The 20,877-nt window shown below is 63.6% G+C and carries 19 protein-coding genes; 11 read left to right on the forward strand and 8 right to left on the reverse strand.

Features of this window, described 5'->3' with window-relative positions; all coding sequences use genetic code 11:
* Nucleotides 1–333: 333 nt before the first annotated feature.
* The 5 genes from MF4836_RS08625 to MF4836_RS08645 form a co-directional block, all read right to left on the reverse strand.
* On the reverse strand, nucleotides 334–1,953 hold the full coding sequence (locus MF4836_RS08625; RefSeq protein ID WP_078469979.1) for a glucan biosynthesis protein D: 1,620 nt from the start codon (nucleotides 1,951–1,953) through the stop codon (nucleotides 334–336).
* Nucleotides 1,954–2,212: 259 nt separating this feature from the next.
* Nucleotides 2,213–3,238: a hypothetical protein gene (locus MF4836_RS08630; protein WP_078469980.1), complete on the reverse strand. Its 1,026-nt coding sequence runs from the start codon at nucleotides 3,236–3,238 to the stop codon at nucleotides 2,213–2,215.
* Nucleotides 3,239–3,270: 32 nt separating this feature from the next.
* Nucleotides 3,271–3,720 (reverse strand): hypothetical protein, encoded by a 450-nt coding sequence (locus MF4836_RS08635; RefSeq protein WP_078469981.1) that lies wholly within the window; start codon nucleotides 3,718–3,720, stop codon nucleotides 3,271–3,273.
* A complete protein-coding gene (locus tag MF4836_RS08640) occupies nucleotides 3,713–4,105 on the reverse strand; it encodes a hypothetical protein (protein ID WP_078469982.1) in 393 nt (130 codons plus the stop codon). The genes MF4836_RS08635 and MF4836_RS08640 overlap by 8 nt, the downstream gene beginning before the upstream one ends.
* Complete coding sequence (locus tag MF4836_RS08645; RefSeq protein ID WP_078469983.1) at nucleotides 4,102–4,506, reverse strand: hypothetical protein; 405 nt, start codon at nucleotides 4,504–4,506, stop codon at nucleotides 4,102–4,104. Before MF4836_RS08645 ends, MF4836_RS08640 begins: the two co-directional genes overlap by 4 nt.
* Before the next feature lie 227 nt (nucleotides 4,507–4,733).
* On the opposite strand from MF4836_RS08645, the gene MF4836_RS08650 reads away from it, so the two are divergent.
* On the forward strand, nucleotides 4,734–5,162 hold the full coding sequence (locus MF4836_RS08650; RefSeq protein ID WP_078469984.1) for a hypothetical protein: 429 nt from the start codon (nucleotides 4,734–4,736) through the stop codon (nucleotides 5,160–5,162).
* Nucleotides 5,163–5,243: 81 nt separating this feature from the next.
* Here MF4836_RS08650 and MF4836_RS08655 read toward each other — a convergent pair whose 3' ends face one another.
* Both MF4836_RS08655 and MF4836_RS08660 read right to left on the reverse strand, forming a co-directional pair.
* On the reverse strand, nucleotides 5,244–6,731 hold the full coding sequence (locus MF4836_RS08655; protein WP_078469985.1) for a gamma-aminobutyraldehyde dehydrogenase: 1,488 nt from the start codon (nucleotides 6,729–6,731) through the stop codon (nucleotides 5,244–5,246).
* A gap of 108 nt (nucleotides 6,732–6,839) precedes the next feature.
* Nucleotides 6,840–7,754: a LysR family transcriptional regulator gene (locus MF4836_RS08660; protein ID WP_078469986.1), complete on the reverse strand. Its 915-nt coding sequence runs from the start codon at nucleotides 7,752–7,754 to the stop codon at nucleotides 6,840–6,842.
* A gap of 175 nt (nucleotides 7,755–7,929) precedes the next feature.
* On the opposite strand from MF4836_RS08660, the gene MF4836_RS08665 reads away from it, so the two are divergent.
* The 8 genes from MF4836_RS08665 to MF4836_RS08700 all read left to right on the forward strand — a co-directional run bounded on the left by MF4836_RS08665 (nucleotide 7,930) and on the right by MF4836_RS08700 (nucleotide 17,390).
* Nucleotides 7,930–8,652: a tellurite resistance TerB family protein gene (locus MF4836_RS08665; protein WP_078469987.1), complete on the forward strand. Its 723-nt coding sequence runs from the start codon at nucleotides 7,930–7,932 to the stop codon at nucleotides 8,650–8,652.
* Between the two features lie 235 nt (nucleotides 8,653–8,887).
* Nucleotides 8,888–10,510, forward strand: coding sequence for a methyl-accepting chemotaxis protein (locus tag MF4836_RS08670; protein ID WP_078469988.1), 1,623 nt, complete (start codon nucleotides 8,888–8,890; stop codon nucleotides 10,508–10,510).
* Complete coding sequence (locus tag MF4836_RS08675; protein WP_078469989.1) at nucleotides 10,510–11,046, forward strand: chemotaxis protein CheW; 537 nt, start codon at nucleotides 10,510–10,512, stop codon at nucleotides 11,044–11,046. The genes MF4836_RS08670 and MF4836_RS08675 overlap by 1 nt, the downstream gene beginning before the upstream one ends.
* Complete coding sequence (locus MF4836_RS08680; RefSeq protein ID WP_078469990.1) at nucleotides 11,043–12,329, forward strand: CheR family methyltransferase; 1,287 nt, start codon at nucleotides 11,043–11,045, stop codon at nucleotides 12,327–12,329. The genes MF4836_RS08675 and MF4836_RS08680 overlap by 4 nt, the downstream gene beginning before the upstream one ends.
* Nucleotides 12,326–13,012: a chemotaxis protein CheW gene (locus MF4836_RS08685; protein WP_078469991.1), complete on the forward strand. Its 687-nt coding sequence runs from the start codon at nucleotides 12,326–12,328 to the stop codon at nucleotides 13,010–13,012. The genes MF4836_RS08680 and MF4836_RS08685 overlap by 4 nt, the downstream gene beginning before the upstream one ends.
* Nucleotides 13,009–15,333 (forward strand): hybrid sensor histidine kinase/response regulator, encoded by a 2,325-nt coding sequence (locus MF4836_RS08690; RefSeq protein ID WP_078469992.1) that lies wholly within the window; start codon nucleotides 13,009–13,011, stop codon nucleotides 15,331–15,333. Before MF4836_RS08685 ends, MF4836_RS08690 begins: the two co-directional genes overlap by 4 nt.
* Entirely contained in the window at nucleotides 15,330–16,340 is a 1,011-nt protein-coding gene (locus MF4836_RS08695) for a chemotaxis response regulator protein-glutamate methylesterase (RefSeq protein ID WP_078469993.1), read from the forward strand. The genes MF4836_RS08690 and MF4836_RS08695 overlap by 4 nt, the downstream gene beginning before the upstream one ends.
* A 48-nt stretch (nucleotides 16,341–16,388) precedes the next feature.
* Complete coding sequence (locus tag MF4836_RS08700) at nucleotides 16,389–17,390, forward strand: response regulator (protein WP_020296663.1); 1,002 nt, start codon at nucleotides 16,389–16,391, stop codon at nucleotides 17,388–17,390.
* 6 nt (nucleotides 17,391–17,396) lie between these two features.
* Here the strand turns inward: MF4836_RS08700 and MF4836_RS08705 are convergent, their stop codons facing one another.
* Nucleotides 17,397–17,924 (reverse strand): hypothetical protein, encoded by a 528-nt coding sequence (locus tag MF4836_RS08705; RefSeq protein WP_078469994.1) that lies wholly within the window; start codon nucleotides 17,922–17,924, stop codon nucleotides 17,397–17,399.
* 257 nt (nucleotides 17,925–18,181) lie between these two features.
* Between MF4836_RS08705 and prfB the strand changes: the two genes are divergently transcribed.
* Both prfB and lysS read left to right on the forward strand, forming a co-directional pair.
* Nucleotides 18,182–19,277 (forward strand): peptide chain release factor 2 gene (prfB, locus tag MF4836_RS08710; protein ID WP_102047897.1). Its coding sequence is split into 2 segments (ribosomal slippage): nucleotides 18,182–18,253 and nucleotides 18,255–19,277, totalling 1,095 coding nucleotides; the frame shifts between segments, so codons are not numbered across the junction.
* A 71-nt stretch (nucleotides 19,278–19,348) separates the two neighbouring features.
* Complete coding sequence (gene lysS / locus MF4836_RS08715; RefSeq protein ID WP_020296660.1) at nucleotides 19,349–20,851, forward strand: lysine--tRNA ligase; 1,503 nt, start codon at nucleotides 19,349–19,351, stop codon at nucleotides 20,849–20,851.
* The last annotated feature ends 26 nt before the right edge of the window (nucleotides 20,852–20,877 follow it).

The following is a 20,877-nucleotide window of genomic DNA, read 5'->3' on the forward strand; positions in this document are numbered from 1 at the left end:
TGCCAGTCAGTTAAGGGCAAGCACCTTCTATTGTGGCGAGGGAGCTTGCTCCCGCTGGGCCGCGCAGCGGCCCCAAAAATGGGGCTGCTACGCCCCGGAGCCCCGGCCGGCCCCACGGGAGCAAGCACCCTCGCCACAGGTTATGTTTCGTTCGCTCTAGCGCTTAACTGATCGGCATTGGCCCTGTAGACCGGTTTTTTATGGCGCGCCGTAATTGAAGGGTCGGTTAAAGCATCGAGTACAGCTGACACGGCACGGTACCCGTTGGGGCCAGCGCAGCCTGCGGCAGCGGCTACAGAGCGTGTGCCGCTGCCGGGCTGGCGAGGTTACGGGTCAGGGGTATTTGCGTTTTTCCGGGGCGGGCGGGAAGTACTGGTACAGCCAGGTTTCGCTCAGGGTGCGGTCGTGGGTGCGGATGAACAGCCGCAGTTCTACCGGGTCGACGCTGTCGTTGGTGGGGAACCAGTCGAAGGTGATGCGGTAGCCCTTGATTTCGTCCAGCACCAGCACATTGAAGTCCTTGACCTGGCCGTTGGAGGCGGTGACCACCGGTTCGATGCCGGTGCCGGCCGGCAGGCGATCGAGGCCGCCACCGGTGAAGTCCACGGCAAAGCGCCGGGCCCAGACCTCGGGGTAGTGCTCGCCCGGGGCCCAGCCCTCGACGAAGCCGCCCATGCCCGAGCGCGTGGCATGCACCCGCGCCAGCGGCGTGCCCACCGGTGGCAGGGCGCTCCAGTACAGCTTGTAGCCATAGTTCAGCGATTCGCCGGCGGCCACCGGTTTTTTCGGGGTCCAGAAGGCCACGATGTTGTCCAGGGTCTCGCCGGTGGTCGGGATCTCCAGCAGGTCGATCGAGCCTTCGCCCCAGGCCGTGGTGGGTTCCACCCACAGGCTTGGGCGCCGGCTGTACCAGTCCACGGTGTCCTGATAGCTGGCGAACTCGTGGTCGGTCTGTACCAGGCCGAAACCTTTCGGATCCTTGTCGGCGAACGCATTGAATTGCAGGTTCGCCGGGTTGTTCAGCGGGCGGCAGATCCATTCGCCATTGCCGCGCCACATGGCCAGGCGGTCGGAGTCGTGGATCTGCGGGTGGATGGTGTCGCACATGCGCCGCTCATGGGTGCCGCAGCTGAACATGCTGGTCATCGGGGCGATGCCCAGTTGCTCGATGGCGGTGCGCGCGTTGATATGGGCGTCGATGTCCATCACCACGCGCTCGGCCTGGCAGTCGATGTCGAAGCGATAGGCACCGGTGGCGCTTGGCGAGTCGAGCAGGGCGTAGACCACGAAGCGGGTGCTGTCCTTGTCCGGGGTTTCGAACCAGAACTGGGTGAAGTCGGGGAATTCTTCGCGTTTTTTGGCGTAGGTATCAATTGCCAGGCCACGGGCTGACAAGCCGTACTGGCCGGTGGCGTCCACCGCGCGGAAGTAGCTGGCGCCGAGGAAGGACACCACGTCGTGCTTGTCCAGCTCCGGAGCCTTGAACAGCTTGAACCCGGCAAAACCCAGGTCGCCCTTGAGCTGCGTGGTGTCGACGCTGGTGTTCTGGTAGTTGAACAGCGTCGGACGAAAGTGCACTTCCCGCGCCTGGCGGGTCTTCGGATCGACGCTGTGCATGCGCACCGGCTGCTTGAAGCCCATGCCGACGTGGAAGAACTGCACGTCCAGCTGGCCATTCAGGTCGTTCCACAGCGAGTGTGCGCCGTCGTACTGGATGGCATTGAAGTTCTGCGGGGTCATGGTCGCCAGGGTGGGCGGCAACACCTGTTTGGTGTCCTGGTAGCGACTGCTGGCCAACTGCTTGGCCTGGGCCTTGAGGCCCTCGAAATCAAAAGTCTGCGCCTCGCCATCGGCAGCGCCGGCCCAGGCACGGGCCGCCAGCAGGCCGCTGGCCGAAAGGCCGGTGTAGGCAGCCAGAGCCATGGAGGCTTTGAGTAGATTCCTGCGGTGCATAGGTGAACCTTGTTCTGGGGATCCCGAGGCCTTCCTGGCTGCGCGCTGGATCGCTATGTGAGGTTCGGTCATGCCTTCGGCCAAACGCAACGGACTTTAAACAGATGCCGCAGAGGATAAACGGTTCGCCATATCTGAAAAAATGATTAGCTGTATCCATTGGTAAAAAAGCCATCGCGCCAGCAAAAAGCCCTTATTCCCCCCCGGTTTTGCTGACCGAAAGCATGGATCAGCGGCGCCAGTCCATTGCCCGATACACTCAACCGGCGGTCGGTGCCGGGGCTTGCAGGCAGCTGACCCCAGGCTGTGGCACCTGGCCTTCCTTGGCGTAGTGGACCAGGTTCTGCAGCACGCTCGGCTCATGGCGGTCGGCGGCTTCCTTGAAGCAGGACAGGGCACGCGGCAGGTCGGCGGTGCCCCAAAGGCCTTCGCTGTAGCCATAGCCGAGCGTGGCATAGGCCATGCCGGTGTCGAACTGTCGGGCGGCCTGGGTCACGGTGTCTTCGGCCTGGCGCGGCGCCTGGCATTTTCGTTCCGACACCTGATTGCCACGGAAGCAGTAAAAGTCCGCCAGCAGCAGCTTGGCCTCGACGTCCGATTCGGCATAGGTGCTCAGCAGGGATTCGATCCGCGCCGGCTCCACTTCCGGTGACATCCCCGAATAACCCAGGATCACGGCCCGGGTGGCGCCGGCGGCCGAGCCGTTGTCGGCGGCGTGCAGGTCGATGCGCTGCGCCAGCTCGAAAAAGTACGTGGTCAGCGGATACAGCTCCACCGCGCCATAACCTTCGAACAGGTCGGCTTTGCGCAGCTCGCGCTGCAAGGGCGTTTCATTGGCCGGCACCCGCTCATCGAGCAGGCCTTGCAGCGACCACTGTTCGACCCGGACCAGGGTCCAGCACGGCAGTTGCTGGAACACAAAGACCTGCAGCACATCGCCCAGGCTGTCGTGCACCACCAGGCTGCGCTTGTCGATCCAGAAGGTCTGCAAACCGGCCTTGGCCTGGACCTGAGGGTCGAGCAGGGCCAGGCTCGCGGGGTTGGCGGCGGGCACTTTGTGCAGGGTCGTGACCCCATAGCCCTGATCGCCATAGGCCGGGCGCTGTTCGATCAGCGGCGAGCGGGTGTAGGTCTGTTGCAACTCGGGGCTGCTGGCGAACGCCTGGACGAAGCTCGGCAGATCGCCGCTCGGACAGCCGGATTCCGCCGCCATCAGGGCTGGGGGCGCGAGGCTGATCAGCAGCCCGAGCAGGGCCAGGCCCAGGGTGTTGAAGGGAGAGGGCATCGAGAGCTCCGTCGCGGGTGGGGCAAAAGGGATTATTGGCTGTCCGGGTCGCAGTACAGCACCGAGCCGCCGGGATTCTTCGGGTCGGCAATCAACAACGGGGCCTGTACACCGTCGCCGTCGAAGCCTTGGCCCAGTTGCTGGCGCGCCGTCTGCACATCGGCGTCAAGGTACAGCGCGTGCACTGAAAACGGCCCGCGATACGGAATGCCGATGGCATGCACCGCCAGCCCGTGGAACTGGTCCTTGACGCAAAAGCGCGCACCTTCGTCGAGGTCGCAGGGTTGCAGTTGGCGCTCGACAAAGTACTGGCCGCTGAGCTGCTGGTTGCTGGGGTCGAGAAACACCTGCTCGACGCTGCAACTGGCCAGGCCGGCGAACTGCTGGTCCAGGCTCATGGCCAGGCAATTGCCGCTGGCGCCCAGCACCACTAGCAGGCTCAGGTACCGAAGGGGCGCCGGCAGGCGCAGGCCATCACTCATGGGGCAGGTCCTTGGAGCGTAGCAATCGATGCAGGCGCTGCGCCAGCCAGATCGCCAGTAACGGCAAGCCGCTGGACAAGGCGCAATACACCATGCCGCGTATGGGGTTGCTGGGGAAAAACATCCAGGCGCTGGCCAGCACCGGCAGCAGGATCAGGCCCAGCTTGAGCTTGAGGTTGGGCACCAGCGCGGCCAGTACGTTGACCCCGATAAACAGGATGAACAGGTAATAGACCCCAAGCCCCACCGCGACACCACGCGAGATCGAGCCGAACAGCTGCAGGTAGAGCGGCACGCCCAGCAGATGCGCCAGGTAAAACAGCGCGACCGCCAGGCCGTGCGCCAATAGCGCGCAGCCTATGCGGATGAACGTGTCGCGGCTCATGGGGCGCAGGCTCGTTTCGCCCTTGGGCTGAGCAACTGATGCAGCCCTCGGGACAGATAGATCGCCGCCAAGGGCAGCAGGCCGAGCTCCGAGCAGTAGACCAGGCCACGAATCGGGTTGTGGGGGAACATTATGTAAGCGGTCAGCAGCAACAGCGGCAGGATCAGCAACAGCTTGATCCTGAGCACCGGAATGATAGCGATCAGCAGATTGACCCCGACGAACAGGCAGAACAGGGTGCGCATCATCGGGCCAAAGCCAAAAAACTTGCTGATGCTGCCGAACATCTGCTCGTAGAACGGGATGCCGTAGTAATCGATCAACACGCAAGTGGCCACCGCGAGGCTGTGGGCCAGAAGGGCGGTGATCAGGCGAATCAGCTCGTCACGGGCGGAAGTCACCGCCGGGCGCTCCGCAGCGGAGTCGACCCGCTTCGGACGGACAATGGTGGGTATGACATGGGGGCGTCCTTGCTACCTGGGTACGTTTCCAGCGCCCCGGTGGAGGGCGGCGGGCACTTTATGGCGGCGGATAGTGCCGCAACTTGATTCGCTTATCCAGAACTCGTTCAATGGCGCCTTTTCAGGGAGATCAGGTCAATGAATTGCAGCCTCCAGGGCGCTGCCCGATGAAGCTCAGGAAGACCGTTTTCGGACTGCTGATACTGCTTGCCTGCGGCGCCGGGGTGTTCATCCAACAGTTGAGTGAGGTGCTCAATCGCGAGCCTTACACCAGCAGAGGATCTTCGGGACGCTACCTCTTGCAGCATGTCCATGCCGGTAACCTGTTCATACCCTTCAGGCACCTGGGGTATCTGCAGGTGGTTGACCTCCAGAACCCGCAGCGGGTTTACCGCTCGCCCTTGATCTACGACGATTCGCTGGACATGCGCATGTCGGAGAGTGCCCGGGAACTGAGTATTTTCGGCGTGACATTCAACACCGAGACCAAGACCTACTTTATCCAGTGGCGGGACTGGGAGCCCCATTGGCTCAACTGGTTTATCAGCAATACGCCGTATGGGGTGTGCAGCGACGCCGAAGGCACCTGCTTTTGAGCCGCGGCACGTTGCAAGCGGCAAGTTGCGAGTAGAACCCGCGCTCATTTGCAGCTTGTAGCTCGCCGCCAGCAACTGCTCCTAAAGGTCGGTGCCATGGCGGGCCATGATGTGCCGTACCACGCTGTAGTCCTGCAGCGAATCACTGGACAGGTCCTTGCCGTAGCCGGAGCGTTTCAGGCCGCCGTGGGGCATTTCGCTGACCAGCATGAAGTGGCTGTTGATCCAGGTGCAGCCGTATTGCAGGCGCGCCGCAACCTGCATCGCCTTGTCCAGACTCTGGCTCCAGACCGAGGACGCCAGGCCGTATTCCGAATCGTTGGCCCAGTCCACCGCCTGGCTCAGTTCGTCGAAGCGGGTCACGGTGACCACCGGGCCGAACACTTCGCGCTGGACGATTTCGTCACTTTGCTTGCAGCCGGCGAGCAGGGTCGGTTGGTAATAGAAGCCAGGGCCTGTGTGCACGGCGGCTCCGGTGACCCGCTCGATATGGGGCTGGCCCAGGGCGCGCTCGACAAAGCTGGCCACGCGGTCGCGCTGGCGGGTGCTGATCAGCGGCCCGATTTCGTTGTCAGTGTCACGCTTGCCGGCAAAGCGCAGGCTGCTGACGGCGGCGCCGAGTTCGGCCACCAGGCGGTCATGGATTCCGGCCTGGGCGTAGATACGGCAGGCGGCGGTGCAGTCCTGCCCGGCGTTGTAGTAGCCATAGCTGCGCACGCCGGCGACCACCGCCTGCAAGTCGGCATCGTTGCAGACAATCACCGGCGCCTTGCCGCCCAGTTCCAGGTGGGTGCGCTTGAGGGTCTTGGACGCGGCCTGGAGGATTTTCTGCCCGGTGACGATATCCCCGGTCAGCGACACCATGCGCACTTTCGGGTGGCTGACCAGGTGGCTGCCGACGCCTTCACCGCCGCCACAGATGATGTTGATCACCCCGCGCGGCAGCCGTTGGGCCAGGGTCGGCGCCAGGGCCAGGATCGACAGCGGCGTGTGCTCCGAGGGCTTGAACACCAGGGTATTGCCGGCGGCCAGGGCCGGGGCGATTTTCCAGGCGGCCATCATGATCGGGTAGTTCCACGGGGCAATCGACGCCACCACGCCGATCGGATCGCGGCGCACCATGCTGGTAAAGCCCGGCAGGTATTCGCCGGACAACTGGCCGGTCTGGCAGCGCACCGCACCGGCGAAGAAGCGAAACACATCGACGGTGGCGCTCAGGTCGTCCTGGCGCGCCAGGTGCAATGGCTTGCCGCAGTTCAGGGATTCGAGGCGGGCCAGGTGATCGGCGTGTTTTTCGATAGCGTCGGCGATGGCCAGGAGGATGTTCGAGCGCTGCTGGGGCGTGGTCCGCGACCAGCCGGAGAAGGCGCGGTGCGCGGCCAGAATCGCGCTCTCGACCTGTTCGGTACTGGCTTCGGCAATGTGCGTCAGCACTTCCCCGGTGGCCGGATTGATGATCGGCTCGACAAAGCCCTGGCCGGCCACCAGTTCACCATCGATCAATAACGCGGTCAGTAACGGAGTGTGCACGCCAGCCATTTTGCGGGTTCTCTTTTCTTGCGTAGCCATGGTAGCTCCCGGGTGCCCGGTGTCCGACCACCGCCGCTTCCGGAGTGGGAAGAGACTAGTGGCCGGGCAGAAGGACGACAAATACTAAATACAGAATTGAACATTCGATTAAATCGATGGCTTGCGCCCGCCGTGGGGCTGCTCGCGGGCCACGGTCAGGAACGGGTCCACCAGTGCCGGACGGGCGGTGCCACGGCGCCAGGCCAGGCCGACGTCGAGGGTCTGGCCGAGGTCGGCGAGGGAGCGTGCCTCGATGATGTCGCCCTCCAGCGACCACGGGCGGTAGGTCATGTCCGGCTGGATCGACACCCCCAGCCCGGCAGCCACCAGGCTACGCACCGCTTCGGTGGAGGCCGTGCGCAGGGTGATTCGCGGTTGCAGGCCGGCGCCGGTCCACATGCGCTGGGCGTTGTGGTCCATTTCATCGACGTTGAGCTGGATCAGCGGCTCGCCGGCAACGTCTGCCAGGCTGATGCTGTCGCGCTCCAGTAGCGGATGCTGGGCCGGCAGCCAGAGCCGGTGCGGCGAGTGGGTCAGGACCTCGGTCTGCAGCGCGTGACGGTCTTCCAGGTTGGAGATGATCAGCACCCCGACATCGATCTCACCGCTGACCAGCAGGTGCTCGATGTACGGGCGTTCGTCCTCCATCACGCGGATTTCCACATTGGGGTAGGCACGCTGGAAACGGGTCAGCAGGTCCGCCAGGTAGTAGCCGGCCACCAGACTGGTCACGCCGACGATCAATTGCCCGGCCACCTGGTCGGTGCTCTGTTGCAGGCTGCGCTTGGCGTTGTCGACGGTGGCCAGGATCAGGTGCGCCTGGCGCAGGAACTGGTGGCCCTGGTGGGTCAGGGTCATGCCTTTGGCGTGGCGATTGAACAGGTTGACGCCGATCTCCTGCTCCAACTGCTGGATCGCCAGGGTCAGGGTCGATTGCGAGATGAACACTGCCTGGGCGGCGGCGGAGATCGAGCCGGTTTCGGCCACGGCGATAAAGTGACGGATCTGGCGCAGGGTCATCATGGTGGGGGATACCGGTTGGACGGTTTTATAGATTTTTCGCAGTGTATATCTTTTTAATCGATGGGCCGCTGCGTTCAGGCAACATCCCGAAGCACTCTCGAGCACAGCGCACGGGCACTTCCCACTAGGCTGGTGGCCTTATTTAGCCACTGAACCGAAGTTTCCGGAGGTCGCAATGAATACCCGTGGATTGCTCGATCAATTGCTCAAGTCCGGCCAAGACCTGCTGCAGAACAAGGCCTCAGGCGCATCGGGCAAGGCCCCGGCCGGCAAGGGCGCGCTGGGCGGTTTGCTCGGTGGCAGTGCCGGCGGTCTGGGCGGCCTGTTGTCTGGTGCCGGCGGCGGTGCATTGGCCGCCGGCGCCATGGGCCTGCTGCTGGGCAATAAAAAAGCCCGCAAGTTCGGCGGCAAGGCGGTGGTCTATGGTGGCCTGGCCGCCCTCGGGGTGATCGCCTACAAGGCCTATGGCAACTGGCAGGCGCAGCAGGGAACCGCTCCCCAGCGCAAACCCCAGACCATTGACCGCCTGCCGGCGCAGCAGGTCGAACAGCATAGCCAGGCGATCCTCAAGGCGCTGGTGGCCGCGGCCAAGGCCGACGGGCATGTCGATGAGCGCGAACGGGCCCTGATCGAGGGCGAGTTCACCCGCCTGGATAACGATCAGGAGTTGCAGCACTGGCTGCACGCCGAGCTCAACAAACCGCTGGATCCGGCGGATGTCGCCCGCGCCGCCAGCACCCCGGAAATGGCCGCGGAAATGTACATCGCCAGCGTGATGCTGGTGGATGAAGAGAACTTCATGGAGAAGTCCTACCTGGACGAACTGGCGCGTCAGCTCAAACTCGAACCGGGGCTCAAGCGCGAACTGGAAAACCAGGTGCGTCTGGCCGCGACCTGAGGCCAGGGGCGCGGACGTTGCGGCGTGGGCGCGCCGGGGGCGGGGTGGATGGCGGATATGCTGGCTGTATTTGCCGAAACAGCACTGGCTCGCGCTCGGTCATATGGCGGAAAGTAGCCACCCAGAGCCCACGCAGGCTTTAGCGCCGAGTGAGACCTGGTGCGCAAACCGCAGATAAATGATGGCCCGCCCTCGGCTATACTGCCCCCCATTTGAACGGCCCCGAGGACTGACTGTGAAGAACTGGACGTTGCGCCAACGCATTTTGGCGAGCTTTGCGGTGATTATCGCCATCATGCTGTTGATGGTCGTGGTCTCGTACTCCCGTCTGTTGAAAATCGAGGCCGGTGAAGAGCGCATGCGCACCGACGCCATCCCCGGGGTTTATTACAGTTCGATGATTCGCAGCGCCTGGGTGGACAGCTACCTGCTGACCCAGCAGATCCTCGGGTTCAAGCAAGGGCAGGGGATCAGCCCCGAAAACGCCGCGGACTTCAAATCCTTCGAACAACGCCTGCAGCAACACATGGCCAGCTACAGGGCCACCATCAACGGCCGTGAAGATCAGGTCGAGTTCGACGCCTTCGAAACCCAGCATCAGGAATTCAACCGGATCCAGGCGGTGGTTCTCGACCTGCACCAGCAAAACAAGGATGCCGAGGCCAATCGCACTTTCAACGAACAACTGACCCCAGCCTGGATCGCCGGGCGCATGCGTCTCAACGATGTGATCAGCGAGAACAAGTCGGTGGCCGATGCCGCCACCACGGCGATCGATGATGCCGTGGCCGCGGCCAAAGTGAGCATGGGCCTGTCGCTGTTGATCGCGGTGCTGGCCGCCGGGTTGTGCGGGCTGCTGTTGATGCGCGCGATCATGGCGCCGATGAACCGCATCGTGAAGATTCTCGACGTAATGCGCACCGGTGACCTCAGTGGGCGCCTCAACCTCGACCGCAAGGACGAATTCGGCGCAGTGGAAACCGGCTTCAACGACATGATGACCGAGCTCACGGCCCTGGTGTCCCAGGCCCAGCGCTCTTCGGTGCAGGTCACGACCTCGGTGACCGAGATTGCCGCCACTTCCAAGCAGCAACAGGCCACCGCCACCGAGACCGCGGCCACGACCACGGAGATCGGTGCCACTTCCCGGGAAATCGCCGCCACATCCAAGGACCTGGTCCGCACCATGACTGAAGTGTCGACCGCCGCCGACCAGGCGTCGGTATTGGCGGGCTCCGGCCAGCAAGGCCTGGCGCGGATGGAAGACACCATGCACTCGGTGATGGGCGCGGCCGACCTGGTCAACGCCAAGCTGGCGATCCTCAATGAGAAGGCTGGCAACATCAACCAGGTGGTGGTGACCATCGTCAAGGTCGCCGACCAGACCAACCTGTTGTCGCTCAACGCTGCGATCGAGGCCGAAAAAGCCGGTGAGTACGGACGCGGGTTTGCCGTGGTGGCGACCGAAGTCCGGCGCCTGGCGGACCAGACCGCCGTAGCCACCTATGACATCGAACAGATGGTGCGCGAGATCCAGTCGGCGGTGTCGGCCGGGGTGATGGGCATGGACAAGTTCTCCGAGGAGGTGCGCCGCGGCATGTCCGAGGTGCAGCAGGTGGGTGAGCAACTGTCGCAGATCATTCATCAGGTCCAGGCGCTGGCGCCACGGGTGCTGATGGTCAACGAAGGCATGCAGGCCCAGGCCACCGGCGCCGAGCAGATCAACCACGCGCTGGTGCAACTGGGCGATGCCAGCAGCCAGACCGTTGAATCCCTGCGCCAGGCCAGCTTCGCCATCGACGAGTTGAGCCAGGTGGCCGTGGGGCTGCGTAGCGGCGTCTCGCGTTTCAAAGTCTGATGAGCGATCTCGCGGCCAGGCGCGGCTCACAGGCGCCGCCGAAGAAGGTGTTGTTTCTGGTGTTTCGCATCGGCAACCAACGTTATGCCCTGCAGGCCACCGAGGTGGTCGAAGTCCTGCCGCGCCTGTTGCTCAAGCCCATCGCCCAGGCCCCGGCCTGGGTTGCCGGGATCTTTGCCTATCGGGGCGTGGTGGTGCCGGTCATCGACCTCAGCGCCCTGACATTTGGCCAGCCGGCACAGGCACGGACCAGCACCCGCCTGGTGCTGGTGCACTATCGCGCGAGCCCCGGGCAGGCCGGCCAGTTGCTGGGCTTGATCCTGGAGCAGGCCAGCGACACCTTGCGCTGCGACCCGGCGCAGTTCCAGCCCTACGGCCTGGATAACCGGCAGAGCCCGTACCTGGGCCCGGTGCGTGAAGACGAGCACGGCCTGCTGCAATGGGTGCGGGTCGACGACCTGCTCGATACCCAGGTGCGTGCGCTGCTGTTTCCGTCTCCGCCGCTGGATCCGGCGCTGCTCGAGGAACTGCCGTGAGCCGCGACCAGCGTTTTTTCGATTTTCTCAAGGAGCGCATCGGCCTCGACGTGGCGTCGGTGGGCGAGGCCATCATCGAGCGCGCGGTGCGCCAGCGCATGACCGCGCAACAGGCCCGGGATGCCGAGGAGTACTGGAACACCCTGCGCGGCAGCAAGGACGAGCAGCAGGCACTGATCGAGGCGGTGATCGTCCCGGAGACCTGGTTCTTTCGCTATCCGGAGTCTTTCGCAACCCTGGCCAAACTGGCCCAGGCGCGCCTGGCCGAGATTCGCGGCATGCGCGCCCTGCGCCTGCTCAGCCTGCCGTGCTCCACCGGTGAAGAACCCTATTCCATTGCCATGGCCCTGTTGGATGCCGGCATCGCACCGCACCAGTTCAAGGTCGATGGCCTGGACGTCAGCCCGCTGTCGGTGGAGCGGGCCAAGGCGGCGGTGTATGGCAAGAATTCCTTTCGCGGCCAGCAGAGCGGGTTTCGCGAGCGCCACTTCAGTGTCGAGGACGAGCGTTATCGGCTGGATGAGCGGGTCCGCGAGCAGGTGCGCCTGCAAGTCGGCAATTTGCTCGACCCCCACCTGCTGGCCAATGAGCCGCCCTATGACTTTGTGTTCTGCCGCAATCTGCTGATCTATTTCGACCAGCCGACCCAGCAGCAGGTGTTCGAGGTGCTGAAGCGGCTGACCCATGTCGACGGCGTGCTGTTTATCGGCCCGGCCGAAGGCAGCCTGTTGGGCCGCCTGGGCATGCGCTCGATCGGTATCGCGCAGTCCTTTGCCTTCAGTCGCCATGTCGAGCCGGCACCGTTGCCGGTTCCTGCCCCGGTCCTGGCGCCACCGGTGTTGCCCCTGGCGCCGCGCCAGCCACTGCGCAGTGTGCCGCCGCCGGCACCACGTGCTCGGCCTTTCAGTTCCATGCCGGCGCCTGCGCGGCCGGCTCCGGCAGCGCCGCCCAGCGACGCCAACGCCTTGTTGGCGAAGATTGCCGCGCTGGCCAATGAAGGCAAGAGCGCCGAAGCCCGTGCCGCCTGCGAGCTGTATCTGCGCAGCCATGAGCCGGTCGCCCAAGTGTTTTACTGGCTGGGCCTGCTCAGTGATGTGGCCGGCAGTACCCTGCAAGCCCAGGGTTTTTATCGCAAGGCCCTGTACCTGCAGCCGCAGCATCCCGAGGCGCTGGCGCACCTGGCCGCCTTGCTGGCGTCCCAGGGCGATACCGCGGGTGCCCGTCGATTGCAGGAGCGTGCCGCCCGCAGCGTACGCACCGTTGACCGTGAGCCTGAACGATGAGCAGCTCCTATTCGTTGAACGTGACCCATGAAGATGCCCAGCAGATCGATGACTGCTGGAATCGCATCGGCATCCATGGCGACAAATCCTGTCCGCTGCTGGTCGAGCATATCCATTGCCGCAACTGTTCGGTGTACTCGGCGGCGGCCACCCGCTTGCTCGATCGCTATTCGTTGCAGCAACAGGACCGCGTGCAATCCATGGCGCTGGAGGTCGACAGCGACATCGTCACCCGTTCGCTGTTGATGTTCCGCCTGGGCGAGGAATGGCTGGGCCTGCCGACCCGTTGCCTGGTCGAGGTGGCGCCGTTGCAGACCATTCACTCGTTGCCTCACCAGCGCTCGCGCGCCCTGCTGGGCGTGGCCAATGTACGCGGCGCGCTGGTGGCCTGCCTGTCCCTGGTCGAACTGCTGGGGCTGGACGCCACTGTCGGCGTGGCGTCGGGCGCACGGATCATGCCGCGCATGCTGATCATCGCGGCCCATGGCGGGCCAGTGGTGGTGCCGGTGGATGAGGTGGACGGCATCCACGCCATCGATGAGCGCACCCTCAATGCCGCTTCGGTTTCGGGTTCGCAGGCCAGCGCCCGCTACACCCGTGGCGTGTTGCAGTGGAAGGGGCGCAGTTTGCGCCTGCTGGATGAAGAGCAATTGCTCGCGGCCGTGACCCGGAGCCTTTCATGACCCCCGATCAAATGCGCGACGCATCGCTGCTGGAGTTGTTCAGCCTGGAGGCCGAGGCCCAGACCCAGGTGCTCAGCGCCGGGCTGCTGGCCCTGGAGCGCAACCCGACCCAGGCCGACCAGTTGGAAGCCTGCATGCGCGCGGCGCACTCCCTCAAGGGCGCGGCGCGGATTGTCGGCGTCGATGCCGGCGTCAGCGTCGCCCACGTCATGGAAGATTGCCTGGTCAGTGCCCAGGAAGGGCGCCTGTACCTGCTGCCTGAACATATTGATGCCTTGCTCCAGGGCACTGACTTCCTGATGCGCATCGCCACCCCGGGCAGTGCCAATGTCGGGCCCCAGGATATCGAGGCCTATGTCGAGCTGATGGCGCGCCTGCTGGCGCCGGCAACGCCTGGCGCGAGCCCGGTCCCGCCGCCCGTGGCGCCCCCGCCGATGGCCGAGTTGCAGTTGCAGTTGCAGGCGCCGAGCAGCGAGCCCGCTGCCGAGCCCAACCCCGAGACGCTGCTGCCCGAGGCTCCTGCGGAGTCCGTGGCGGCCCCGGTGCGCAAGGGCTCGCGCCTGACCGAAGGTGGCGAGCGGGTATTGCGGGTCACCGCCGAACGCCTCAATAGCCTGCTCGACCTGTCGAGCAAGTCGCTGGTGGAAACCCAGCGCCTGAAACCTTATCTGGCCAATCTGCAGCGCCTCAAGCGCATGCAGAACAACAGCCTGCGCGCCCTCGAAAGTCTCAATGTGCACCTCAAGGAGCACGCCCTGAGCCTGGAGGCCCAGGAAGCGCTGGAGGATGCCCGCCGGCTGTTGGCCGAATCGCAACAGTTGCTCGCGGAAAAGACCGCCGAGCTCGACGAGTTCGGCTGGCAGGCCAGCCAGCGCGCCCAGGTGCTCTACGACACCGCGCTGGCCTGTCGCATGCGCCCGTTCGCCGATGTGCTGGCAGGCCAGGTGCGGATGGTCCGCGACCTGGGCCGCAGCCTCGGCAAGCAGGTGCGCCTGGAGATTGAAGGTGAAAAGACCCACGTCGACCGCGATGTGCTGGAAAAACTCGAAGCACCCCTGACCCACTTGCTGCGCAATGCCGTCGATCATGGCATCGAGCCGCCGGACCAGCGTCTGCTGGCCGGCAAGCCGGCCGAAGGCCTGATCCGCCTGCGGGCCTCGCACCAGGCCGGCCTGCTGGTATTGGAGCTGACTGACGACGGTCACGGCGTGGACCTGGACCGGCTGCGGCAGAACATCATCGAGCGCCAATTGTCCCCGGCGGAAACCGCCGCCCAGCTCAGCGAAGAAGAGCTGCTGACCTTTCTGTTCCTGCCCGGCTTCAGCCTGCGTGACAAAGTTACCGAGGTCTCGGGACGGGGCGTGGGGCTGGATGCGGTGCAGCACATGGTTCGCCAGCTGCGCGGCGCGGTGGTGCTGGAGCAGACCGCCGGCGAAGGCAGTCGCTTCCACCTTGAAGTGCCGTTGACCCTGTCGGTGGTGCGCAGCCTGGTGGTGGAGGTCGGCGGCGAGGCCTATGCGTTCCCGCTGGCCCATATCGAACGCATGTGCGACCTCGCGCCCGAGGACATTGTGCAGGTCGAGGGGCGCCAGCATTTCTGGCATGAAGGCCGCCACGTCGGCCTGGTGGCTGCCAGCCAGTTGTTGCAGCGCCCCGCGGCGCAAGGCAGCCAGCAGACCCTGAAAGTGGTGGTGATTCGCGAGCGCGACGCGGTGTATGGCGTGGCGGTGGAGCGTTTTATCGGCGAGCGGACCCTGGTGGTGCTGCCGCTGGATGATCGGTTGGGCAAGATCCAGGATATTTCCGCCGGTGCGCTGCTCGACGATGGTTCGGTGGTGCTGATCGTCGATGTCGAAGACATGCTGCGTTCGGTGGACAAACTGCTCAATACCGGGCGTCTGGAACGGATTGCCCGGCATGACCGGCCCCAGGCCGAGGCCGCGCGCAAGCGCATTCTGGTGGTCGACGATTCGCTGACGGTGCGTGAATTGCAGCGCAAGCTGCTGCTCAATCGCGGTTATGACGTGGCGGTCGCGGTCGATGGCATGGATGGCTGGAACGCCTTGCGTTCCGAAGACTTCGACCTGCTGATCACCGACATCGATATGCCCCGCATGGACGGTATTGAATTGGTCACACTTTTACGTCGCGACAACCGTTTGCAGTCGCTACCGGTGATGGTGGTTTCCTACAAGGATCGGGAAGAGGACCGCCGTCGTGGACTGGACGCCGGAGCCGACTATTATCTAGCCAAAGCCAGTTTCCACGACGACGCCCTGCTCGACGCGGTGGTGGAGTTGATTGGAGGAGCGCGGGCATGAAAATCGCTATTGTCAACGACATGCCCATGGCCGTGGAGGCCTTGCGCAGAGCCCTGGCTTTCGATCCGAGCCATGAGTTGGTGTGGGTTGCCACCAACGGCGCGGAGGCGGTCAAATACTGCGCCGAGCTGACCCCGGACCTGATTCTCATGGACCTGATCATGCCGGTCATGGATGGCGTGGAGGCGACCCGGCGGATCATGGCCGAATCTCCCTGCGCCATTGTGATTGTCACCGTCGACCGCCAGCAGAACGTGCACCGGGTGTTCGAGGCCATGGGCTATGGCGCCCTGGACGTGGTCGACACCCCGGCCCTGGGCGCCGGCAATGCCCAGGAGGCGGCCGCGCCACTATTGCGCAAGATCCTCAATATCGGCTGGCTGATCGGCCAGCGCGGCAGCCGCGTGCGTTCGGCGCCGGCGCCCTTGCGCAGCAGCGCGCCGCGCCAGAGCCTGGTGGCCATCGGCTCCTCCGCAGGCGGTCCGGCGGCCCTGGAGGTCCTGCTCAAGGGCTTGCCCCAGGACTTTCGCGCCGCCATTGTGCTGGTCCAGCACGTTGACCAGGTGTTTGCCGCGGGCATGGCCGAATGGCTCAGCAGCGCTTCCGGGCTCAAGGTTCGCCTGGCCCGGGAAGGCGAGCCGCCGCAAAGCGGCACGGTGCTGCTGGCGGGCACCAATCACCATATCCGTCTGTTGAAGAACGGCACCCTGTCGTACACCGCCGAGCCGGTGAATGAAATCTATCGACCCTCGATCGATGTGTTTTTCGAGAGCGTCGCCACCTACTGGAATGGCGATGCGGTTGGCGTGCTGCTGACCGGCATGGGGCGCGACGGTGCCCAGGGCCTCAAACTCATGCGTGATCAAGGCTATATGACCATCGCGCAGGACCAGAACAGCAGCGCGGTGTATGGCATGCCCAAGGCGGCCGCTGCCATCGACGCCGCCGTAGAGATTCGCCCACTGGACAAGATCGCTCCACGTTTGCTGGAGATATTTGCCAAATGACTGACACACGCAGCTGTCCTGGCCAGGTAGCAATTCAGGTGACAACCCATGAATGATTTACAGCTCGACGAATTCAAGACCGATGAAAATGCCGCCATGGTGTTGTTGGTCGATGACCAGGCAATGATCGGTGAAGCTGTCCGGCGTGGGTTGGCCAATGAAGAAAACATTGATTTCCACTTCTGTGCCGATCCGCACCAGGCCATCGCCCAGGCGATCCGTATCAAGCCGACGGTGATTCTGCAGGACCTGGTGATGCCCGGCCTCGACGGCCTGACCCTGGTGCGTGAGTACCGCAATCACCCGGCGACCCAGAACATTCCGATCATTGTGCTTTCGACCAAGGAAGACCCGCTGATCAAGAGTGCGGCCTTCGCTGCCGGGGCCAATGATTACCTGGTCAAACTGCCGGACAACATCGAGCTGGTGGCGCGTATTCGCTACCACTCGCGGTCCTACATGACCCTGTTGCAGCGTGACGCGGCCTACCGGGCCCTGCGCGTCAGCCAGCAGCAACTGCTGGACACCAACCTGGTGCTGCAGCGGCTGATGAATTCCGATGGCTTGACCGGGCTGTCCAACCGCCGCCACTTCGACGAATACATGGAGCTGGAGTGGCGCCGGGCCATGCGCGATCAGACCCAGCTGTCGCTGCTGATGATCGATGTCGACTACTTCAAGTCTTACAACGACAACTTCGGCCACCTGGAGGGCGACGAGGCCCTGCGCAAAGTGGCCACGGCCATCCGCGAGGCCAGCAGCCGGCCTTCGGACCTGCCGGCGCGCTATGGCGGTGAGGAGTTCGCCCTGGTGCTGCCCAACACCTCGCCGGGCGGGGCGCGCCTGGTGGCTGAAAAGCTGCGCCAGACCGTTGCCATGCTGAAAATCCCCCATCTGGCGCCGACCGAAGGTTCGAGCCTGACCATCAGCATCGGCCTGTCGACCATGACCCCGCAGCCCAACAGCCACTGCCGGCAGTTGATTTCGGCGGCGGACAAGGGCCTGTACCTGGCCAAGCACAATGGGCGCAATCAGGTCGGGATCGAGTAGGCGTTTTCAGCGTGCCGCCCGTGGGACGGCCTCGTTGGCGACAACCTGCGCGGGTGTCGCTTCGACCAGGGTCTCCCGGAACAGGTAATAGCTGACGGCCGAGGTCTGTGGGCAGGTGAGTGTGACCGCCTCAATGCGGTACAGGGTGTGGGTGTTGAGGGTGTTGTCGATAAACCAGTTGTTCAACAGGTTGCTGCCGGCAATCGTGTAGTCGCCAAAGCGATAGTCGAAGTGGAAGTTCCGGTGGGCATACACCGGGTGTGCGCTGAAGCTGGCTTGCAGCCATTGGGTTTGCGCGCCGACCTCATCGACCATCGCTCGCAGGCGGTAGCAGACCCACCACCACAGAAAGATCAGCCAAACCAACCCCAGCACGCAGGCCAGCTCCGGCGAGACAATCAGCCAGACCCCCATCAACGGCATACAGACCAGTGCACTGAGCAGCGCCGAGATGAACGCCTGGCCACCCCTGAGGTTTCGGCGCTCCCGGCGCTTGATGTGTTCGATCTCGGCGTGGCTGAGTCGTCTGCCCATGGTGCCTGCTGCTTCCTTGTCATTTCGCCCGGGGATTGTATAGCGCGGGCCGGTCCCGGGGTACCGTGGTTGTCCGCGGCTACGAGGGGGCGGGGCGATACGCGGGATCAAATTGCCCGTACAGCAGGTTTTTGCAGGCCTTATCGGCAAAATTAGATGGCCGATTCGCCGCTAAACCCGCTAAGCGGGCTGCCGTGAATCGGCGATTCCGTTATACTCGCCGGCTTTCAAAAGTTCGCCAACGAGTGCTGCCCGCCATGGAAATCAACCCGATCCTTAACACCATCAAGGACCTGTCCGAGCGCTCCGAAACTATTCGGGGGTATCTTTGACTACGATCAAAAGCATGAGCGTCTGACCGAGGTCAATCGCGAGCTTGAAGATCCGAGTGTCTGGAACAAACCTGAATACGCCCAGGAACTGGGCCGCGAGCGCGCTGCGCTGGCACAGATCGTCGAAACCCTCGACGAACTGAACACCGGTCTGGGCGATTGCCGCGACCTGCTGGACATGGCCGTCGAAGAAGATGACGAAAGCGCAGTGGGCGATGTCGTCGCCGAGCTGGCCCGTCTCGAGGAAAACCTCGCCAAGCTTGAATTCCGCCGCATGTTCAGCCACGAAATGGACCCGAACAACGCGTACCTGGACATCCAGGCCGGTTCCGGCGGCACTGAGGCCCAGGACTGGGCCAACATTCTGCTGCGCATGTACCTGCGCTGGGCCGACAAACGCGGTTTCGACGCGACCATCATGGAGCTGTCGGCCGGTGAAGTGGCCGGTATCAAAGGCGCGACCGTACACATCAAGGGTGAATACGCCTTTGGCTGGTTGCGGACCGAGATCGGCGTGCACCGTCTGGTGCGCAAGAGCCCATTCGACTCCGGCAACCGTCGCCACACCTCGTTCTCCGCGGTGTTCGTCTCGCCAGAGATCGACGACAAGGTGGAAATCGAGATCAACCCGGCCGACCTGCGGATCGACACCTACCGTTCCTCCGGTGCCGGTGGTCAGCACGTAAACACCACCGACTCGGCCGTACGTATTACCCACGTACCGACCAACACCGTGGTCAGTTGCCAGAACGAACGATCCCAGCACGCGAACAAGGACACCGCCATGAAAATGCTGCGGGCCAAGTTGTACGAGCAGGAAATGCAGAAACGCAACGCCGCTTCCCAGGCGCTGGAAGACACCAAGTCGGATATCGGCTGGGGTCACCAGATCCGTTCGTATGTGCTCGATGCGTCGCGGATCAAGGATCTGCGCACTAACATCGAACGCAGCGACTGCGACAAGGTGCTCGACGGCGATATCGACGAATACCTGGAAGCCAGCCTGAAATCGGGGCTGTAAACCGTCAGCCTAGACCTTAAGTCCCCTGCCACCCGTGGGGGCAACGAACCTGTGATGGAATTTCAAAAGACATGAGCGACCAACAACTCGACCCGCAAGCCCTGCAACAGGAAGAAAACACCCTGATCGCCTTGCGCAAGGAAAAGCTTGCTGCCGAGCGCGCCAAGGGCAACGCCTTCCCCAACGACTTCCGCCGTGACAGCTACTGCCAGGACCTGCAGAAGCAGTACGTCGACAAGACCAAGGAAGAGTTGGCAGAGGCTGCGATCCCGGTCAAGGTTGCTGGTCGCATCATGCTCAACCGTGGCTCGTTCATGGTGATCCAGGACATGACCGGGCGCATCCAGGTCTACGTCAACCGCAAGACCCTGCCGGAAGAAACCCTGGCCGAGGTGAAAACCTGGGACCTGGGCGACATCATCGCTGCCGAAGGCACCCTGGCCCGTTCCGGCAAGGGTGACCTGTACGTTGAAATGACCAGCGTGCGTCTGCTGACCAAATCCCTGCGCCCGCTGCCGGACAAGCACCACGGCCTGACCGACACCGAGCAGCGTTATCGTCAGCGCTACGTCGACCTGATCGTCAACGAAGAAGTACGCCAGACGTTCCGCGTGCGTTCGCAAGTGATCGCCCACATCCGCAGCTTCCTGATGCAGCGTGACTTCCTGGAAGTCGAAACGCCGATGCTGCAAACCATTCCTGGCGGCGCGGCGGCCAAGCCGTTCGAAACCCACCACAATGCGCTGGACATGGAAATGTTCCTGCGGATCGCCCCGGAGCTGTACCTCAAGCGCCTGGTGGTTGGCGGCTTCGAGAAAGTGTTCGAGATCAACCGCAACTTCCGTAACGAAGGCGTTTCGACTCGTCACAACCCTGAATTCACCATGTTGGAGTTCTACCAGGCCTACGCCGACTACGAAGACAACATGGACCTGACCGAAGAGCTGTTCCGCGAACTGGCGCAACTTGTTCTCGGGACAACCGACGTGCCGTACGGCGACAAGGTGTTCCACTTCGGCGAGCCGTTCGTGCGCCTGTCGGTATTCGACTCGATCCTCAAGTACAACCCGGACCTGACGGCCGATGACTTGAACGACATCGACAAGGCCCGTGCCATCGCCAAGAAAGCCGGGGCCAAGGTCCTGGGCTTTGAAGGCCTGGGCAAGCTGCAGGTGATGATTTTCGAAGAGCTGGTGGAGCACAAGCTGGAGCAGCCGCACTTCATTACCCAGTACCCGTTCGAAGTGTCGCCGCTGGCCCGTCGCAACGATGAAAACCCGAACGTCACCGACCGTTTCGAACTGTTCATCGGTGGCCGCGAAATCGCCAACGCCTACTCCGAACTCAATGACGCGGAAGACCAGGCCGAGCGCTTCATGGCCCAGGTGGCCGACAAGGACGCCGGCGACGACGAAGCCATGCATTACGATGCCGACTTCGTACGTGCCCTGGAATACGGCATGCCGCCGACCGCCGGTGAAGGCATTGGTATCGACCGCCTGGTGATGCTGCTGACCAACTCGCCGTCGATCCGTGACGTGATCCTGTTCCCGCACATGCGGCCGCAGGCGTAAGTGCCTTGAATAATCAGCCGCCTTTA

This window comes from Pseudomonas sp. MF4836, from assembly GCF_002018875.1.
GTDB lineage: Bacteria > Pseudomonadota > Gammaproteobacteria > Pseudomonadales > Pseudomonadaceae > Aquipseudomonas.

What these genes read in the sequence shown, in the direction of transcription:
- MF4836_RS08625 (WP_078469979.1), bottom strand. Translation starts at nt 1,953, where the DNA reads ATGCACCGCAGGAATCTACTCAAAGCCTCCATGGCTCTGGCTGCCTAC.
- MF4836_RS08630 (WP_078469980.1), bottom strand. Translation starts at nt 3,238, where the DNA reads ATGCCCTCTCCCTTCAACACCCTGGGCCTGGCCCTGCTCGGGCTGCTG.
- MF4836_RS08635 (WP_078469981.1), bottom strand. Translation starts at nt 3,720, where the DNA reads ATGAGTGATGGCCTGCGCCTGCCGGCGCCCCTTCGGTACCTGAGCCTG.
- MF4836_RS08640 (WP_078469982.1), bottom strand. Translation starts at nt 4,105, where the DNA reads ATGAGCCGCGACACGTTCATCCGCATAGGCTGCGCGCTATTGGCGCAC.
- MF4836_RS08650 (WP_078469984.1), top strand. Translation starts at nt 4,734, where the DNA reads ATGAAGCTCAGGAAGACCGTTTTCGGACTGCTGATACTGCTTGCCTGC.
- MF4836_RS08655 (WP_078469985.1), bottom strand. Translation starts at nt 6,731, where the DNA reads ATGGCTACGCAAGAAAAGAGAACCCGCAAAATGGCTGGCGTGCACACT.
- MF4836_RS08660 (WP_078469986.1), bottom strand. Translation starts at nt 7,754, where the DNA reads ATGATGACCCTGCGCCAGATCCGTCACTTTATCGCCGTGGCCGAAACC.
- MF4836_RS08665 (WP_078469987.1), top strand. Translation starts at nt 7,930, where the DNA reads ATGAATACCCGTGGATTGCTCGATCAATTGCTCAAGTCCGGCCAAGAC.
- MF4836_RS08675 (WP_078469989.1), top strand. Translation starts at nt 10,510, where the DNA reads ATGAGCGATCTCGCGGCCAGGCGCGGCTCACAGGCGCCGCCGAAGAAG.
- MF4836_RS08685 (WP_078469991.1), top strand. Translation starts at nt 12,326, where the DNA reads ATGAGCAGCTCCTATTCGTTGAACGTGACCCATGAAGATGCCCAGCAG.
- MF4836_RS08690 (WP_078469992.1), top strand. Translation starts at nt 13,009, where the DNA reads ATGACCCCCGATCAAATGCGCGACGCATCGCTGCTGGAGTTGTTCAGC.
- MF4836_RS08695 (WP_078469993.1), top strand. Translation starts at nt 15,330, where the DNA reads ATGAAAATCGCTATTGTCAACGACATGCCCATGGCCGTGGAGGCCTTG.
- MF4836_RS08700 (WP_020296663.1), top strand. Translation starts at nt 16,389, where the DNA reads ATGAATGATTTACAGCTCGACGAATTCAAGACCGATGAAAATGCCGCC.
- MF4836_RS08705 (WP_078469994.1), bottom strand. Translation starts at nt 17,924, where the DNA reads ATGGGCAGACGACTCAGCCACGCCGAGATCGAACACATCAAGCGCCGG.
- lysS (WP_020296660.1), top strand. Translation starts at nt 19,349, where the DNA reads ATGAGCGACCAACAACTCGACCCGCAAGCCCTGCAACAGGAAGAAAAC.